Annotated in this window: 20 protein-coding genes; 6 read left to right on the top strand and 14 right to left on the bottom strand. The window is 59.4% G+C overall.

Annotation, left to right across the window (positions count from 1 at the left end):
• The first annotated feature begins 23 nt into the window (after nt 1–23).
• Nucleotides 24–443, top strand: a complete 420-nt coding sequence (locus ACIPZE_RS25415; RefSeq protein ID WP_283438169.1) for a hypothetical protein — start codon at nt 24–26, stop codon at nt 441–443.
• A gap of 6 nt (nt 444–449) precedes the next feature.
• On the opposite strand, the gene ACIPZE_RS25410 is transcribed toward ACIPZE_RS25415, so the two are convergent.
• Nucleotides 450–689: a DUF1161 domain-containing protein gene (locus tag ACIPZE_RS25410; protein ID WP_129387190.1), complete on the bottom strand. Its 240-nt coding sequence runs from the start codon at nt 687–689 to the stop codon at nt 450–452.
• Between the two features lie 259 nt (nt 690–948).
• Complete coding sequence (locus tag ACIPZE_RS25405; RefSeq protein WP_283438168.1) at nt 949–1,380, bottom strand: OsmC family protein; 432 nt, start codon at nt 1,378–1,380, stop codon at nt 949–951.
• Nucleotides 1,381–1,622: 242 nt separating this feature from the next.
• Between ACIPZE_RS25405 and ACIPZE_RS25400 the strand changes: the two genes are divergently transcribed.
• On the top strand, nt 1,623–2,624 hold the full coding sequence (locus ACIPZE_RS25400; RefSeq protein ID WP_400776067.1) for an LLM class flavin-dependent oxidoreductase: 1,002 nt from the start codon (nt 1,623–1,625) through the stop codon (nt 2,622–2,624).
• Nucleotides 2,625–2,899: 275 nt separating this feature from the next.
• Here the strand turns inward: ACIPZE_RS25400 and ACIPZE_RS25395 are convergent, their stop codons facing one another.
• Together ACIPZE_RS25395 and ACIPZE_RS25390 are read right to left on the bottom strand one after the other, a co-directional pair.
• Complete coding sequence (locus tag ACIPZE_RS25395) at nt 2,900–3,124, bottom strand: DUF1161 domain-containing protein (protein ID WP_400776064.1); 225 nt, start codon at nt 3,122–3,124, stop codon at nt 2,900–2,902.
• A gap of 127 nt (nt 3,125–3,251) precedes the next feature.
• Entirely contained in the window at nt 3,252–3,467 is a 216-nt protein-coding gene (locus tag ACIPZE_RS25390; RefSeq protein ID WP_129387202.1) for a dodecin, read from the bottom strand.
• Nucleotides 3,468–3,624: 157 nt separating this feature from the next.
• Here ACIPZE_RS25390 and ACIPZE_RS25385 point away from each other — a divergent pair, with 157 nt between their 5' ends.
• On the top strand, nt 3,625–3,951 hold the full coding sequence (locus tag ACIPZE_RS25385; RefSeq protein ID WP_129387205.1) for a YqjD family protein: 327 nt from the start codon (nt 3,625–3,627) through the stop codon (nt 3,949–3,951).
• Here ACIPZE_RS25385 and ACIPZE_RS25380 read toward each other — a convergent pair.
• Nucleotides 3,924–4,841, bottom strand: a complete 918-nt coding sequence (locus tag ACIPZE_RS25380; RefSeq protein WP_400776060.1) for a LysR family transcriptional regulator — start codon at nt 4,839–4,841, stop codon at nt 3,924–3,926. The two genes, ACIPZE_RS25385 and ACIPZE_RS25380, sit on opposite strands and share 28 nt — an antisense overlap.
• Nucleotides 4,842–4,955: 114 nt before the next feature.
• On the opposite strand from ACIPZE_RS25380, the gene trpB reads away from it, so the two are divergent.
• The 3 genes from trpB to ACIPZE_RS25365 all read left to right on the top strand — a co-directional run bounded on the left by trpB (nt 4,956) and on the right by ACIPZE_RS25365 (nt 7,578).
• A complete protein-coding gene (gene trpB / locus ACIPZE_RS25375) occupies nt 4,956–6,188 on the top strand; it encodes a tryptophan synthase subunit beta (RefSeq protein ID WP_400776058.1) in 1,233 nt (410 codons plus the stop codon).
• On the top strand, nt 6,188–7,000 hold the full coding sequence (trpA, locus tag ACIPZE_RS25370; protein ID WP_283438164.1) for a tryptophan synthase subunit alpha: 813 nt from the start codon (nt 6,188–6,190) through the stop codon (nt 6,998–7,000). The genes trpB and trpA overlap by 1 nt, the downstream gene beginning before the upstream one ends.
• Before the next feature lie 122 nt (nt 7,001–7,122).
• Complete coding sequence (locus ACIPZE_RS25365) at nt 7,123–7,578, top strand: anti-virulence regulator CigR family protein (RefSeq protein ID WP_283438163.1); 456 nt, start codon at nt 7,123–7,125, stop codon at nt 7,576–7,578.
• A gap of 170 nt (nt 7,579–7,748) precedes the next feature.
• On the opposite strand, the gene ACIPZE_RS25360 is transcribed toward ACIPZE_RS25365, so the two are convergent.
• The 9 genes from ACIPZE_RS25360 to ACIPZE_RS25320 form a co-directional block, all read right to left on the bottom strand.
• The gene (locus tag ACIPZE_RS25360) at nt 7,749–9,710 is read right to left on the bottom strand and encodes a DUF4105 domain-containing protein (protein ID WP_400776055.1); all 1,962 of its coding nucleotides are present in this window, start codon (nt 9,708–9,710) and stop codon (nt 7,749–7,751) included.
• A complete protein-coding gene (locus ACIPZE_RS25355; protein ID WP_007911662.1) occupies nt 9,707–10,027 on the bottom strand; it encodes a DUF2388 domain-containing protein in 321 nt (106 codons plus the stop codon). The genes ACIPZE_RS25360 and ACIPZE_RS25355 overlap by 4 nt, the downstream gene beginning before the upstream one ends.
• A 41-nt stretch (nt 10,028–10,068) precedes the next feature.
• On the bottom strand, nt 10,069–10,386 hold the full coding sequence (locus tag ACIPZE_RS25350; RefSeq protein WP_400776052.1) for a DUF2388 domain-containing protein: 318 nt from the start codon (nt 10,384–10,386) through the stop codon (nt 10,069–10,071).
• Nucleotides 10,387–10,494: 108 nt separating this feature from the next.
• Nucleotides 10,495–10,812, bottom strand: coding sequence for a DUF2388 domain-containing protein (locus tag ACIPZE_RS25345; RefSeq protein ID WP_007911658.1), 318 nt, complete (start codon nt 10,810–10,812; stop codon nt 10,495–10,497).
• Between the two features lie 373 nt (nt 10,813–11,185).
• Nucleotides 11,186–11,401 carry a DUF1127 domain-containing protein gene (locus ACIPZE_RS25340; RefSeq protein WP_400776050.1) on the bottom strand — a complete coding sequence of 72 codons (216 nt, stop codon included), beginning with the start codon at nt 11,399–11,401 and terminating at the stop codon, nt 11,186–11,188.
• A gap of 321 nt (nt 11,402–11,722) precedes the next feature.
• Nucleotides 11,723–13,216, bottom strand: coding sequence for an acetyl-CoA hydrolase/transferase family protein (locus tag ACIPZE_RS25335; RefSeq protein WP_129387226.1), 1,494 nt, complete (start codon nt 13,214–13,216; stop codon nt 11,723–11,725).
• A 214-nt stretch (nt 13,217–13,430) separates the two neighbouring features.
• Complete coding sequence (locus ACIPZE_RS25330; protein ID WP_016985542.1) at nt 13,431–14,864, bottom strand: NAD(P)(+) transhydrogenase (Re/Si-specific) subunit beta; 1,434 nt, start codon at nt 14,862–14,864, stop codon at nt 13,431–13,433.
• Entirely contained in the window at nt 14,864–15,184 is a 321-nt protein-coding gene (locus ACIPZE_RS25325; protein ID WP_003187417.1) for an NAD(P) transhydrogenase subunit alpha, read from the bottom strand. Before ACIPZE_RS25325 ends, ACIPZE_RS25330 begins: the two co-directional genes overlap by 1 nt.
• Nucleotides 15,185–15,199: 15 nt before the next feature.
• Nucleotides 15,200–16,321, bottom strand: a 1,122-nt coding sequence (locus ACIPZE_RS25320; RefSeq protein WP_400776047.1) for a Re/Si-specific NAD(P)(+) transhydrogenase subunit alpha, incomplete at its 5' end; no start/stop codon positions are given.

Genomic DNA, 16,321 nt, shown 5'->3' with positions numbered 1-16,321 from the left:
ATCCGGATCTGTGGATATTCATCATGCGCAAGTTGCTGTTGTTGCTCGTTGCCAGTCTTGTAGCGGGTTGTCAGACGCCGCTGCCCCCGGTCGATCCGCAAATGGCCTGGGTCGACTTTGCGACACCGACACCCGGCGGCAAATTACTGATGGCTGAGCGCCTCGACAATCAACGACTGAATGACGGGCGCTACTTTCAGGTCACCCCCGGCAGTCATGAGTTGCGGGTGCGCTTCGATTTTGAGGTGTTTGGCGGTGGCGGCAGTTTGATGACCGGGCCGGTAGAGCGCCTGTGCTACCTGTACATTCGCTACGACCATTTCGAGGCGGGGCAGCGTTATGTGCTGGAAGGGCGTTCGCTGGCGTTCACCCCGAGTGCCCGGCTGTACAACGGCAAGCGTGAAATCGTCGCCGAGGATCATGACTACAACTGCATCAACTGAGATGGCTCAGCTGTCGTTCTTTTGATAGATGATCGCTTTAGTGCCGTATTCGCAGGTGCCCACTACCATCGCCACGTCGTGCTTGTCGGCCTCTTCCTTGCTGACGATTTCCAGCGTGTAGGACGGCACGGCGTTGGCCTGGATCTTGATCTCGATTTCTTTTTTCAGTTCTTCGCAGTCTTTGGGTGCCGCCATAACCGAGGTGGCCAGTGCACTGCAGAGGATCGCCAAGCCAATACGTTTCATGAGTGAAGCTCCCTGAGGCAGCGCGCACGGGCGTGCGCTGAAGCTGCTGTCACTTATTCGACCATATTTTTACAGCGAGGGTTCTGACTTCGCTCACAAGTTGTGCTGAAGGTTTCAAACCTTGGGCGATCTGCAGATGGCTATCGCGAGCAGGCTCACTCCTAAAGGGGATCTTCGTTGTTCACAAAAATTGTGACCGCTGGAGATCAATTGTAGGAGTGAGCCTGCTCGCGATAGCGTCAGACCGCTCAGCGTCGAATCAACTGGCCAGCGAAGCCTCAAGCGTAATCTTCGCATTCAGCACCTTCGACACCGGGCATCCTTCCTTGGCCTTGTTGCTCAACTCTTCAAACTGCGCCTGAGTCGCCCCAGGGATTTTCGCCTTGAGGATCAGCTTCACTGCGGTAATCGCGAAGCCGCCGTCAACCTGGTCAAGCGTGACTTCAGCCTGGGTATCAATGCTGTCGGCCTTGAGCCCCGCATCGCCCAGAATCATCGAAAACGCCATGGAGAAACAGCCGGCATGCGCCGCGCCGATCAGTTCTTCCGGGTTGGTGCCCTTGCCGCCTTCGAAGCGGGCTTTGAAGCCGTAGGGTGCTTCTCTGAGGACACCGGTTTCGGTGGAGATCGAGCCGATGCCGGTTTTCAGATCGCCTGCCCAATGTGCGGATGCTTTCTTCACGATAGCCATGTCTGCCTCCTCAAGATCTGGCGCGGAAACGCCGCACCGTCGTGGTTTTTGCTTGCAAGGCTTCTGAGGATAGACGGCGGAACAAAGTTCAGCCGGACTGAATCGTTGACTTTTTTAGTAGGAAATTTCGCCGCCACTATTGAAACTCGGGTATATGCCCTCATTGCACAAAACACGCTTATGGATTTGGCAGGTTTTCGTTCGCAAGAAAAACCTGCCTCCTCACTCGGAGACGCAGGTTTATGAAGCAATTGTCCGACGTAAAGTTTTCCACCCTCGATCTGGTGCCGGTGCGCGAAAACGGCAGCCCGGCGCAGTCGCTGCGCAATTCGCTGGACCTGGCACAGCACGTCGAGAAGTTCGGCTACACGCGGTTCTGGGTGGCGGAACACCACAACATGGACGGTATCGCCAGTTCGGCGACCTCGGTTTTGCTGGGTTATCTGGCGGGCGGCACGTCGACCATTCGTGTCGGCTCCGGTGGCGTTATGTTGCCTAACCATGCGCCGCTGGTGATTGCCGAGCAGTTCGGTACGCTGGAAAGTCTTTATCCGGGACGGATTGATCTGGGTCTTGGCCGCGCGCCGGGCTCCGATCAGATGACCGCTCGTGCGCTGCGCCGCGAACGCTCCGGCAGCGCTGACGATTTCCCCGAAGACGTCGCCGAACTGGTGCGCTTCCTCGGCCCGCGTACCCCGGATCAGCGTGTGATCGCGATGCCGGGCACGGGCACCAATGTGCCGATCTGGTTGCTCGGTTCCAGTCTGTTCAGTGCGCAGTTGGCCGGTGAACGCGGTTTGCCCTACGCCTTTGCCTCGCATTTCGCCCCGCGTTTCATGCATGAGGCGATCCGCGTCTATCGCAATCACTTCAAACCGTCGGCGGTGCTCGACAAGCCGTACGTGATGCTCGGTGTTCCGTTGGTGGCAGCGGATACCGATGAACACGCCGATTACCTGGCGACGTCGGTGTATCAGCGCATTTTGGCGCTGATGCGTGGACAGAGCCTGGTGCAGCGTCCGCCAGTGAAAACCATGGACGGCCTGTGGTTGCCGCATGAACGCGAGGCGGTGGGCGATTTCCTCGGTCTGGCGATGGTTGGCAGCCCGCAGAAGATCCGCGCCAAGCTTGAGGTGTTGGTTGAGCAGACGCAGGCGGATGAGCTGATTTTTACCAGTGATTTGTATGAGCACGCTGATCGCGTGCACTCCTACGAACTGCTCGCGCAGGTCATGAAGGGCTGAAAAGCCGAAAGGCACCCTCACCCTAGCCCTCCCGAAACGTCGGACCGCCCGGAGGGAGAGGGGACTGACCGGGTTGAATGTTCGAGATACATCGACCTGAAAAATCGAGTCGAACTCACGGTCTGAACAGCCCCCGATCTGCTCCCTTTCCCCTCGCCCCCTTGGGGGAGAGGGCTGGGGTGAGGGGGATTCGATTTCATAACCACCAAAAATCTCAAATCCCGGACACAAAAAAGCCGACGCCTTCACGTCGGCTTTTTGTATTTCACACGCGATCAACCGCGCTTGTAGACGATTTCCTTGGTACCGCCTTCGCAGGTGCCAACGACTTTGCTGTCGGCTGCTGCGCCCTTATCGACAATCTCCAGCGAATACCCGGAAACGCCCTTGGCATCCAGCTTCGCCGCAATCTCGCTTTTCAGCTCTTCACATGGCTTGCCGGCAGCAAACGCACCACCCGCAAGGCTCAACAAACCTACTGCCAACATGAACTTCTTCATCGGTCGCACTCCCTGGTCGGATTAAAAGAGGCGGGCACCGGGGATTGACCCGATGCAGCCACCCTGTAGCGCTTTGCCATTCCTATGGCACTCGGCCAGCGCGCAAGTTCAGAAGCGTAGACCAAACTCAGCTACTGGCAATGCGAAAACCGACTTTCAACGTCACTTGAAAGTGCGCGGCCTTGCCGTCCTTGATGTGGCCACGGGTGTCGACCACTTCAAACCACTCAAGATGCTTGATGCTCTTGTGGGCTTCGGCCAGCGCGTTGTTGATGGCGTCTTCAATGCTGCTGGGCGACGAACCGACCAGCTCGACTTTCTTGTACGTGTGATGGTCACTCATGGCGATCTCCTTGGCGTGTGGAATTGAGACTAGCAGTGAATCTGCACTGTTGATTTCGGTGACGCTGCGCAGGCGAAGTTCAGATTTTCTGCACTTTCTCAAACCGCTGAAGTCCCAACCAACACACGCCACTCATCACCAATGCAGGAGAGCCACCATGGCCAACACCTCTTTACGTAAAGCCTCGTTGCAAAGCATGGAAGCCGAGATCGAGAGTCTGCTCAAGTCGTTGGAAAGCCTGAAGGACGACGCTTCGGACGAGTCGCGCAAGACCCTCAAGGCGCTGAAAAGCAATGCTGAAAGCGCGCTGAAACATTCGCGTCATCTGCTGACCGATGCCTATGAAGAAGTCAAAGTCAAAACCCGCGAAACCGGCATCGCCACCCGTGATTACGCGCAGGAACATCCGTGGACGACGGCCGGTGTGGCAGTCGGTGCACTGGGTCTGCTCGCGGCTTATCTGCTGTTCAAACGCGGCGAGTAATTGCTCTGGCGTAGCTCGTTCTTGAGCCATTGCGCCAGTTGCCGGGCGCGCCCGTCTGCGGCGCGTTTGGGTAGCCACAACGCCAGTTGCGCCGGGGTTTCACAGAAACCCCATGGCGCAACCAGGCGACCGGCCTTCAAATCTTCAGCCACCAGCGGTTCTGGCGCGATTGCCACGCCGAGGCCTGCGACTGCTGCTTCAAGCAAATAATACAAATGCTCGAAACCTTGGCCCAACTTCAATGCTTTGGCATCGAGGTCATTCTGCTGCGCCCAACTTGGCCAGGCTTGGGGGCGTGAAGTGGTATTCAATAAAGGCTCATTGAGCAGCGCTGAGGCTGGCGCGATTTGCAGGCGTTGATAGCCGCTGAACAATGGGCTCATGACCGGGCCGATGCGTTCTGCGGCCAGTTCGTAAACCTGCATGTCCGCTGGCCACGGCGGCTCGGCGAACAGTAGTAAGGCATCCAGCCCCGGTCGCCGAGGATCAAGATCGCCTTCTCCGGCCGACAGATGCAGGCGCAAGTCCGGCAGATCTGCATTCAATCGCCTCAAACGCGGAATGAACCAGCGCGCCAGCAAGCTGCCGGAGCAACCGAGGACAAACGGGGCGTCCGCCGTACTTTGCGTGAGTTCTGCGCAAACGCTGCGCAACCGATCAAACGCCTCGCCACTGGCATCGCGCAAACGCAGGCCGGCATCTGTGAGTTTCAAGCCGCGCCCATCCTTGACGAAAAGGCTGACGCCGAGGTGCTCCTCCAGCACTTTGAGCTGCCGGCTGACCGCGCCATGGGTGACGTGCAGTTGTTCGGCGGCCTGACTGACGCTGTTCAGCCGGGCGGTGGCTTCGAACGCACGCAAGGCGTTCAGCGGGGGAAGGTCGTGGCTCATGATATCTGTGAGTTTTCCTGACAGGTTGTGGCGATCTTATCGGTTTTCAGCCTGGATCGTCAGGGGTAGAGTGGTCGTCATTGTCTTTTGACCCGAATTCACCTGGAGCGACTCATGACCCAGACTTCGAACACTTCCAATCTGCGTAACGGTCCGGACGATAATGGCCTGTTCGGCTCGTTCGGTGGCCGCTACGTGGCTGAAACCCTGATGCCGTTGATCCTCGATCTGGCCCGCGAATACGAAACGGCCAAGGAAGATCCGGCATTCAAAGAAGAATTGGCCTACTTCCAGCGCGACTATGTCGGACGTCCGAGCCCGCTGTATTTCGCCGAGCGCCTGACCGAATTCTGCGGCGGCGCGAAGATTTACCTCAAGCGCGAAGAGCTGAACCACACCGGCGCGCACAAGATCAACAACTGCATCGGCCAGATCCTGCTGGCGCGGCGTATGGGCAAGAAACGCATCATCGCCGAGACCGGCGCCGGCATGCACGGCGTGGCGACTGCCACCGTCGCCGCACGTTTCGGTCTGGATTGCGTGATCTACATGGGCACCACTGACATCGAACGTCAGCAGGCCAACGTCTTCCGCATGAAACTGCTGGGCGCTGAAGTGATTCCGGTGGTTGCCGGTACCGGCACCCTGAAAGACGCGATGAACGAAGCGCTGCGTGACTGGGTGACCAACGTCGACAGCACGTTCTACCTGATCGGCACCGTGGCCGGCCCGCACCCTTATCCAGCGATGGTTCGCGACTTCCAGGCCGTTATCGGCAAGGAAACCCGCGATCAGTTGCAGGCTCAGGAAGGTCGTCTGCCGGACAGCCTGGTGGCGTGCATCGGTGGCGGTTCCAACGCGATGGGCCTGTTCCACCCGTTCCTTGACGACAAGAGCGTTGAAATCATCGGTGTTGAAGCGGCCGGTTACGGCATTGAAACCGGCAAGCATGCGGCGAGCCTGAATGGCGGCGTTCCGGGTGTGTTGCACGGCAACCGTACTTTCCTGCTGCAGGACGACGATGGCCAGATCATCGACGCCCACTCGATTTCCGCCGGCCTCGACTACCCGGGCATCGGCCCGGAACACGCCTGGTTGCATGACATCGGCCGCGTTCAGTACACCTCGGTGACAGACGACGAAGCGCTGGACGCGTTCCACAAATGCTGCCGCCTGGAAGGGATCATTCCTGCACTGGAAAGCGCCCACGCTCTGGCTGAAGTGTTCAAACGTGCACCGAAGCTGCCGAAGGATCACCTGATGGTGGTCAACCTCTCGGGCCGTGGCGACAAAGACATGCAGACCGTCATGCATCACATGGAACAGTCTAAGCAGGAGAAACACTGATGAGCCGCCTGCAAACGCGTTTTGCCGACCTAAAAGAACAGAACCGCGCCGCGCTGGTGACCTTCGTCACCGCCGGTGATCCGGACTACGACACCTCGCTGGCGATTCTCAAAGGTTTGCCGGGTGCCGGCGCCGACGTGATCGAGCTGGGCATGCCCTTCACCGACCCGATGGCCGACGGCCCGGCGATCCAGTTGGCGAACATCCGTGCCTTGGGCGCCAAACAGAACCTGGTGAAAACCCTGCAAATGGTTCGCGAATTCCGCGAAGGCAACAGCGACACGCCGCTGGTGCTGATGGGCTACTTCAATCCGATCCACATGTACGGTGTGCCACGTTTCATCGCTGACGCGAAAGAGGCCGGCGTTGACGGTCTGATCGTGGTCGACATGCCGCCTGAGCACAATGCTGAGTTGTGCGACCCGGCGCAGGCTGCCGGTCTGGACTTCATCCGTCTGACCACGCCGACCACTGACGATGCACGCCTGCCGAAAGTGCTCAATGGCAGTTCCGGTTTCGTTTACTACGTGTCGGTGGCCGGTGTGACCGGTGCTGGCGCCGCAACGCTGGAGCATGTCGAAGAGGCGGTCACTCGTCTGCGTCGTCATACCGATCTGCCGATCAGCATCGGTTTCGGCATCCGTACGCCGGAGCAGGCAGCGGCCATCGCGCGTCTGGCCGACGGTGTGGTGGTGGGCTCGGCGCTGATCGATCACATCGCCAATGCAGCGACGCCAGCTCAGGCCATCGACGGCGTGTTGAGCCTGTGCTCGGCACTCTCCGAAGGCGTGCGTAAGGCCCGTGTCAGCTGAAGGTAAAGTTCCTGATACAGAGGAATTAGCGCCTCGCGGCACAGACTAAATGAGCAAGACCGAGGGCTTCAGAACATCGTTCTGAGGCCCTTTTTGCTGTTTGTGCCGTGAGGAAAGACCCGATGAAAATGCCGAAACGTCTGATGGCCGGATTGGGCGTGCTGTTGATCAGTGCGACACCGCTGCTGGCCAGCGCCGATCAGCGCGATGATCACGACCACGGCGGCCCGCAGCAGGGCCAGTACGACAATCATGGTAATGACCATCGCGACGATCACCGTGGCCCGCCAAACGATCACCGTGGCGGCCCGCCACCGCACGACTTCGGGCCGGTGCGCCAGACCATTCGCGACAATCATGGCTACTTTGTCCGCGGGGCGCCGCCGCCTCCGGGGATTCATCTGGAGCGTGGCCGACCGTTGCCGCACGGGTATTACGGCGAGCGTCTGGACAATCGCGCGTTGGGTCGTTTGCCGGTGTATCCGGGTTACGAGTGGCGCCGTGCCGGGGGCGATATCGTGCTGATCGCGGTGGGCACCGGGATCGTCTACGAAATTCTGGATGGTGTCCTCTATTGATCTGACACACATCACCTGTGGCGAGGGGATTTATCCCCGTTCGGCTGCGCAGCAGTCGCAGTCCAGCGGACGCGGTTTATCTGATTGACCGGGTTCGCTGATTTTGGGGCCGCTTCGCGACCCAACGGGGATGAATCCCCTCGCCACAAGGTATGCAATCAGGCTCAGTCTCAGGGCAGTTCCAGGCCGCCCGAGGCTTTGTGCAATTTGCGCAAGTGCGCGCCAATCTGCTTCACGTTCTCCTCACTGGCGGCAATCTCCGCAGCGCGCTTGGGCTCCAGCAACTTACGCACTTCTGCGTCCAGATCCCCGGAAAGCACCAGCAACTTCTTCTGCCGCTGGCTGCTTTCATCTTCCAGTCGCTTGAATTCGCTCGGTTGCGGTAAACCGTAACCACGGCTATCGAGCAACTCTGCCGGGCGACTGAGGAACCCACTGTTGGCGAGGATTTCCTGCAGGGTCGCGTTGGCCTTGTCCATGCCGCCGTTTTCCAGCTCGCGCGCGCCGAGGTAGCGTTGCTTGACCTCGTCCTGTGCCAGCAGCAATTGGCGCCTGTAACTGGCCTGCTCCAGCAACAGCAATGCCGCACTGGTGCGCAGATCCGCACGTTCGAACCACTCGCGGCGCTCTTCGGCCTTCAGCGATAGCCATTCCTCGACGGTGGTCTGTTTGATCGGCAGTTGCTTCTTCAACACATCGAACATTGCTTGATAGCGATCGCGGAACGAGTCGAAGCGATAACCCAGGCGCAGCGCTTCTTTCGGATCATCCAACACGCTGGTGTCCGCCAGACCACGGCCCTTCATAACTTCCAGCAAGCCGTTGGGCATGATGCTATCCAGTCCGACGAACTGGCTGTTGTCACTACCGCTGCGCAACAGCTTCAGACCTTCTACCGCGCAGTTGTTGGAGAGGAAGAAGTAGTTGCCGTCGTAGCTCCAGTGCATCTCTGCCGCGTGCTCGACCACGCCTTCGATCTCATCGCGTGACAGGTTCAGCGGCACCGAGGCAAGGCTGCGCAGTTCGGTCTTGGTGTATTCGTCGATGACTTGAGCCAATGGCAGGACGAACAGCCGCGACGGGTATTTGCCGACCAGTCCGTCCCAACTCGACAACTGCACATCGCCGACAAACGCGCGATACGACAACACCAGATGCTGATCCAGGTCGAGACGGCAATCCGGGCCACGCGGACGTCCCGGCGCGCAGATCACCAGGCGCAACATGCTGTGGCCCCAACGGCTGACCCAGTTCTGATTGGCCTCGGCCAGCAGGTAATCAACGGCGTAGACTCGCTCCGGATCGACTTGTCCCAGGGGTTGCTTGGCAAAGTCGTTGCCCGCGTTCAAAAACGCGAAGGTCTTGCTGCAAGTGTCCTTGGCCGTCGGCGCCCAGCCAAAGTGTTGCTGGTAATAGCGATACAGCGCCGGACGTCGGCAGGCGTAGCTCGGGTCGAGGAGGAAATACTCCATGTTGACCGCGACGAACTCCTTCGGGCTGGAGATCTCGTACAAATCCGGGCTGCGGGCGATCTGTCGGTTGTGTTGCTCGCGCTCGCCCCGGCGACCGACGTATTGCTGCCAACCGGCGAGGTCGAGCAGGCGCGGGTCATCGCTGAGGGTGAAGCGCCGGCCGTTCTGGCCACGGCATTCATCGGGGATGCCAATCAGCCCGGCGCTGTTGAAGCGGCGTGTGCAGCGCTGGATCAGCGTGCGCTCGCTACTCGGCCAAAGGCGCGCTCGATCATAAATATGAGTGATTTCGTGCAGCACCGTGGCGAGCAGTTCCTGGCGCACAGTGCCGTGGGGGCGATTGGTTTTTTCTGTCGCCGCGCTGCCGTCGGTGAGGCTGGCGAGCAGTTTGCGATTCAGATCGAGTTCGGAAACCAGCGTGGCCTGGCCGTAGGCATTGGCGGGCATGTCGTCGGTCCAGCCGACATCAATGCGTCGATCCAGCCGCTCGATAAAGCTCGGCGGCAGCTTCTGCATGGCCTCATCGATCAGCGCCTGACTGGCCTGTTGTTGGGCGGGGCTCAGACCGGCGGTCTTGAGCCGTAATTGCAGGCTGGCGTGGGCGCTGTTGCCAAGCAGCAACAGTGCCCCGGCCAGGAGCCAGGCGCCGAGTGACTTCACAGTGCGAGAATGGCTTCGGCGAGTACCTGATCACTGGCGTCGCGCGCTTCCGGCACGCGCGTGCGCAAGGTGTTGAGTGCGGCTTCAAGATGCGCGCCACGGATATCGCCGTTGGTGGCGACGAAACTGGCGGCGTCGTCGTGGGCTTCGCGGATGATCTTCGAGTCGCGAATCGAGGTGGTGGTGTCGGAAGTGAAATCGATGGTGCGCTGGGAGGCACGAACGATGATGTTACTGGTGGCTACCAGGGTGTGCGCCTGGGCCACGTCGGCCAACAAAAACAGGCCAAGGGCGGCAGCAATCAGCGGGCTACGCATGGAACGACTCCGGAGGGAAAGATGACCAGGGACTGGGATAACTATTGGACGAGAATTGCCTCTGCCAGTTCAAGGTCGCTGACATGAAGTTTCGGCCGGGTTTTGCGCAGGTAATGCAGCGCCGATTCCAGCCGGGCGCCTCGCCATTCACCCTCCGTGGCCACAAATGCTGCCGCGTCATCATGGGCGGCGAGCAACAGTTTACGGTCGAAAGGCGCTGAAGACACCATGCTGGTGGCGTAGCCGCTGACGACAGTGCCTTGTGTCGACGCATTGAAAGCATCAAAGGCAGCGACCGACGTCGCCCAGCAGGCGGTGAACAATAAGGAAGGGATCAGCAGATTTGGAAGAAAGCGCATTGGACTCGGTAACTGTTGGCGAACCCAAAGGCTAGCGCAATGCCCGGGCCAGAGCCAGCGCCGAAACATCGGGACACGCCCGGCGTGTCCCGCAATGCCTTGCAGCGTTTAGATCGTCAGGATGGCCTGAGCCAGCTGTGCGTCAGTCGCTTGCAGCTGTGGTGCCTGGTGACGGATATGGTCCAGTGCGCTTTCCAGCTTCACGCCACGAATCTCGCCTTCGCTGGCAACGAAGCTGGCGGCGTCATCACGGGCAGCCAAAACGATTTTGTCGTCACGGAAGGACGAGGTGACGTCGGAAGTAGCGTCAGACGAAGACTTCAATGCGCCAACCACGGCATCGGTGGTGACGATGAAACTGGTGGCGCTGGCGTTGGCAGCCACGGCCAGCAGGGCGGCAGCGCTGAGCAGACGAAGACGGGACATAGGGTAACTCCTGTGGATAAACCGTATTGAGAGGTGGCTCGGTATCTGAGGAGTCAGACGCCTGTTGCGCAACATTCGCCACGTTCTGTGTGGATACTAGGCTCAGATCCGTTCGCCAAACCAGCATCCAGACGAAAAACCGTAGGAGCTGCCGAAGGCTGCGATCTTTTGGTCTGGATTTTCAAGATCAAAAGATCGCAGCCTTCGGCAGCTCCTACAATTGTTATGGTCTAATTTAAATTTATATTAACTGTACTGGTTTGGATTTTTAAGGGCCAAACGACAAAACCCGTCGTGGTTTCCCACGACGGGTTTTGTTTGTTCAATTCGGGTTGCTGGCGGTGGGTCTAACGACCAGAGCCAGCGACGCTACTTAGCGCCAGAACGGCTTGCTCAGCTCTTCGTAGCGTTGTGCTTCGCTGATACCGGCATCAGCCAGCAGACGCGAATCCAGACGAGCCAGTTGATGGCGGCTGGAGATGCGGCGCTGCCACAACATCAGGTTGGCGAGAACGCGCAGAGGCATGGAAGCCTGGTTTTTTGCAGCTTTGTCTTCGAAGAACAGTTCGGAACTGAGTATACGTTCCATGGTTGACATCCTTCCGCTTGTGGCGGGATCAGGTAGTGGTTTGACTGGTGCCCATGATCCTCTCGTTTGCCTAGTCTCTCTAGATACAGTTCAACTGTATTGTGAGTGACCAGTTAACTGTTTATACGGGGTGTACGGGTCAAAATTGGGAAAACTGTACCTGTCTGCACTAACGTGGTGCGTTTTGGCGTGATTAGTCCGAAAAGGTAGGCAAATACCGTAGGAAGTGACCAGTACAGCAGTACAGTTTTTGTCGTTCTGAAGGCTTGCGAGATTCCGCTGACGCAAACTGTGTTTGCATCAGCGGTTTATCTGTGTGAATTACACCGCCAGCATGCGCCCGGTTTCTTCCAGATTCATGTGCCAGCTCAGCGCTTCGCGCAGGATGTGCGGGGTGTGGCCACCGATTGCACAGGCTGCCGTGAAGTAGTCATTCAGCGCCTGACGGAAGTCCGGGTGCACACAGTTATCAATGATCACCCGCGCGCGCTCCCGTGGCGCCAGACCACGCAAGTCGGCCAGACCGACTTCGGTTACCAGAATGTCGACATCATGCTCGGTGTGATCGACGTGGCTGACCATCGGCACCACGCTGGAAATCGCCCCGCCCTTGGCGATCGACTTGGTCACGAACACCGCCAGATGCGCGTTGCGGGCGAAATCGCCGGAGCCGCCGATGCCGTTCATCATCCGCGTGCCGCAGACGTGGGTGGAGTTGACGTTGCCGTAGATGTCGAATTCCAGCGCCGTGTTGATGCCGATGATGCCCAAGCGACGTACCACTTCCGGGTGGTTGGAGATCTCCTGCGGACGCAACACCAGTTTGTCCTTGTACTTCTCCAGATTACCGAACACATCGCTGTTGCGGCGCTCCGACAAAGTGATCGAGCTGCCCGAAGCAAAACTCAGCTTGCCGGCGTCGATCAGGTCGAAGGTCGAGTCCTGCAGCACTTCGGAGTACATGGTCAGGTCTTCGAACGGCGAATCGATCAGGCCGCACATCACTGCATTGGCAATATTGCCGATCCCCGCCTGCAACGGGCCGAGCTTGTTGGTCATGCGCCCGGCGTCGACTTCCTGCTTGAAGAACGTGATCAAGTGATCGGCGATGGCATTGGTGTCGACGTCAGGCGACGACACGGTGGATGGCGAATCCGGCTGCTGGGTGATGACGATGGCGACAATCTTCTCCGGCGGAATCGGAATCGCCGTGCTGCCAATGCGGTCGTCGACTTTTACCAGCGGGATCGGCGTACGCGTCGGACGATAAGTCGGGATATAGATGTCGTGCAGGCCTTCGAGGTTGGCGTTGTGCGCCAGATTGATCTCGACGATCACCTGTTTGGCGAAGATCGCGAAGCTCGCCGAGTTGCCCACCGACGTGGTCGGCACGATGTGGCCTTGCTCGGTAATGGCCACGGCTTCGATGACCGCGATGTCCGGCAGCTTCAGTTGCTGGTTGCGCAGTTGCTCAACGGTTTCCGACAGATGCTGGTCGATGAACATGACCTGGCCGGCGTTGATCGCCTTGCGCAAAGTGCTGTCGACCTGGAATGGCATGCGTCGCGACAGTACGCCGGCTTCGGTCAATTGCTTGTCGAGGTCGTTGCCCAGGCTGGCGCCGGTCATCAGGCTGATCTTCAGCGGCGTGACCTTGGCGCGCTCGGCCAGTGCGTGAGGGACGGCTTTGGCTTCGCCGGCACGGGTGAAACCGCTCATGCCGACGGTCATGCCGTCCTCAATCAGAGCGGCGGCGTCGGCGGCGCTCATCACTTTATCCAACAACGAAGGCAGGCGAATACGGTCACGGTACATGGATTATTATCTCGGGAAGCGAGTAGCAGGATGCGCAGTCTAGTGAATTTGACGGGCGCCTGTCCCGCTACCAAGGTCGCAAACGAGGCGTCTATTCAGCGGGTTTCAAGTAAAACACCGTTACCGGATCTGCAACAACGCGGCAAATTGTCCGACTGTTTGCGCAAACAAAAACGCCCCGACAAGTCGGGGCGTTCGGTGTTGCAGCGGGGAATTATTCGACCGCTTTGACCATGTCTTCGATGACTTTCTTCGCGTCGCCGAACACCATCATGGTCTTGTCCAGGTAGAACAGTTCGTTGTCCAGGCCGGCATAGCCGCTGGCCATCGAGCGCTTGTTGACGATGATGGTCTTGGCCTTGAACGCTTCGAGAATCGGCATGCCGGCAATCGGCGACTTCGGATCGTTCTTCGCGGCCGGGTTGACCACGTCGTTCGCGCCGAGCACCAGCACCACGTCGGCCTGGCCGAACTCGGAGTTGATGTCCTCCATCTCGAACACCTGGTCGTAAGGCACTTCGGCCTCGGCAAGCAGAACGTTCATATGCCCTGGCATACGGCCCGCTACCGGGTGAATCGCATACTTCACGGTCACGCCACGGTGGGTCAGCTTCTCGGTCAGCTCTTTCAGCGCATGTTGTGCACGCGCTACTGCCAAGCCATAACCCGGCACGATGATCACGGTGTCGGCGTTGGTCAGCAGGAAAGTCGCGTCGTCAGCGGAACCGGATTTCACCGGACGGGCTTCTTTCGCACCGGCAGGGCCAGCATCTGCCGTGTTGCCGAAACCGCCGAGCAGTACATTAAAGAAGGAACGGTTCATCGCCTTGCACATGATGTACGAGAGGATCGCACCGCTCGAACCCACCAGCGAACCGGCAATGATCAGCATCGAGTTGTTCAGCGAGAAGCCGATACCCGCCGCCGCCCAGCCCGAGTAGCTGTTAAGCATCGACACCACCACCGGCATGTCGGCACCACCGATCGGGATGATGATCAGCACACCCATCACGAAGGCCAGCGCCAGCATCAGCGCGAACGCAGTGAGGTTACCGGTGAACATGAAGGTCAGGCCGAGAGCGAGCGTGGCCAGACCCAATACTGCGTTGAGCTTGTGCTGACCAGCAAACTGTACGGGTGCGCCCTGGAACAGCCGGAACTTGTACTTGCCCGAGAGCTTACCGAACGCAATCACCGAACCGGAGAAGGTGATCGCACCGATGGCTGCGCCGAGGAACAGCTCCAGACGGTTGCCCGTCGGGATCGAGTCGCCGAGCTGTTTAACGATACCCAGCGATTGCGGTTCAACCACCGCCGCGATAGCGATGAACACTGCCGCAAGGCCGATCATGCTGTGCATGAAGGCGACCAGTTCCGGCATCTTGGTCATTTCAACGCGCTTGGCCATGATCGAACCGGCCGTGCCGCCGACCAACAGGCCGACGATGACGTAACCGATGCCGGCAGTGGCCAGCTCGGCGCCCAACTTATAGATGAGGCCGACGGTGGTAAGAATTGCCAACGCCATGCCGAGCATGCCGAACAGGTTGCCGCGCCGCGAGGTGGTCGGGTGCGACAGGCCTTTGAGGGCCTGGATAAAACAGATCGACGCGATCAGGTAGAGCGTCGTGACGAGATTCATGCTCATTACTTCGGCGCCTCTTCTTTTACTTTCGGGGCTTTCTTCTTGAACATCTCAAGCATGCGGCGGGTGACCAGGAAGCCACCGAACACGTTGACCGCAGCCAGCGCCACGGCGAGGGTGCCCATGGTTTTGCCCAGCGGCGTGACGGTCAGTGCGGCCGCGAGCATGGCGCCGACGATCACGATTGCCGAGATGGCGTTAGTCACTGCCATCAATGGCGTGTGCAGCGCAGGTGTAACGTTCCAGACCACGTGGTAACCGACATAAATCGCCAGCACGAAGATGATCAGGTTGTAGATACCGGGGGAGATAAGCTCTTCCATCGTCTGAATCCCTGCTTAGGCGTTTTTGCGGATGACTTGGCCGTCGCGGCACATCAGGCACGCGGCGACGATGTCGTCTTCGAGGTTGACGTCGAACTGGCCTTCTTTGGTGAACACCAGCTTGAGGAAGTCCAGCAGGTTGCGTGCGTACAGTGCCGAAGCGTCTGCAGCGACTTCACCGGCCAGATTGGTCGGGCCGCAAATGGTCACGCCATTCTCGATCACGACTTGATCAGCCACGGTCAGCGGGCAGTTGCCACCCTGAGCCGCGGCGAGGTCGATGACTACCGAGCCTGGTTTCATCTGCGCCACGGTGTCGGCGCTCAACAGCGTCGGCGCCTTGCGGCCCGGAATCAGCGCGGTGGTGATGACGATGTCAGCCTGCTTGGCGCGCTCATGCACAGCCTGGGCCTGACGCTGCATCCAGCTCGCCGGCATTGGCCGCGCGTAACCGCCGACACCGACGGCGCATTCACGCTCTTCATCGGTCTCGTAAGGCACGTCGACGAACTTGGCGCCGAGGGATTCGATCTGCTCTTTCACCGCCGGACGCACGTCGGACGCTTCGATCACTGCACCAAGGCGTTTCGCCGTGGCAATCGCCTGCAATCCAGCCACGCCGGCGCCGAGAATCAGCACGCGCGCCGCTTTCACGGTGCCCGCAGCGGTCATCAGCATCGGCATGAATCGCGGATAGTGGTGAGCGGCCAGCAACACAGCCTTATAGCCGGCAATGTTCGCCTGCGACGACAACACATCGAGACTCTGCGCGCGCGAGGTGCGCGGCGCCGCTTCGAGGGCGAACGCGGTAATGCCGCATTCGGCCATCTTCGCGATGGTTTCGTTGTTGAACGGGTTGAGCATGCCCACCAGCACCGTACCGCGCTTGATCAGCGTCAGTTCGGCATCGCTTGGGGCGACCACTTTGAGAATCAGCTCGGCGGCAAACGCGTCATTGGCACTGCCAATGGTTGCGCCTGCCGCTTCATAGGCACTGTCGACCACACTGGCTTTAACGCCGGCGCCGGTTTGCACAGTGACCTTATGACCTTGGCTGATCAGCTTTTGTCTGGGTTCCGGGGGTGGGGCCACCCGTGGGTCGCCGGTGTGGGTGTCGAGCGGCCCCGCACTGTGGCC

Source organism: Pseudomonas sp. NPDC089741, from assembly GCF_044748825.1.
GTDB classification, from domain to species: Bacteria; Pseudomonadota; Gammaproteobacteria; order Pseudomonadales; family Pseudomonadaceae; genus Aquipseudomonas; species Aquipseudomonas helmanticensis.
Note: the sequence above shows the minus strand (reverse complement) of the source record. Positions and strands in the feature narration are given on the sequence as shown.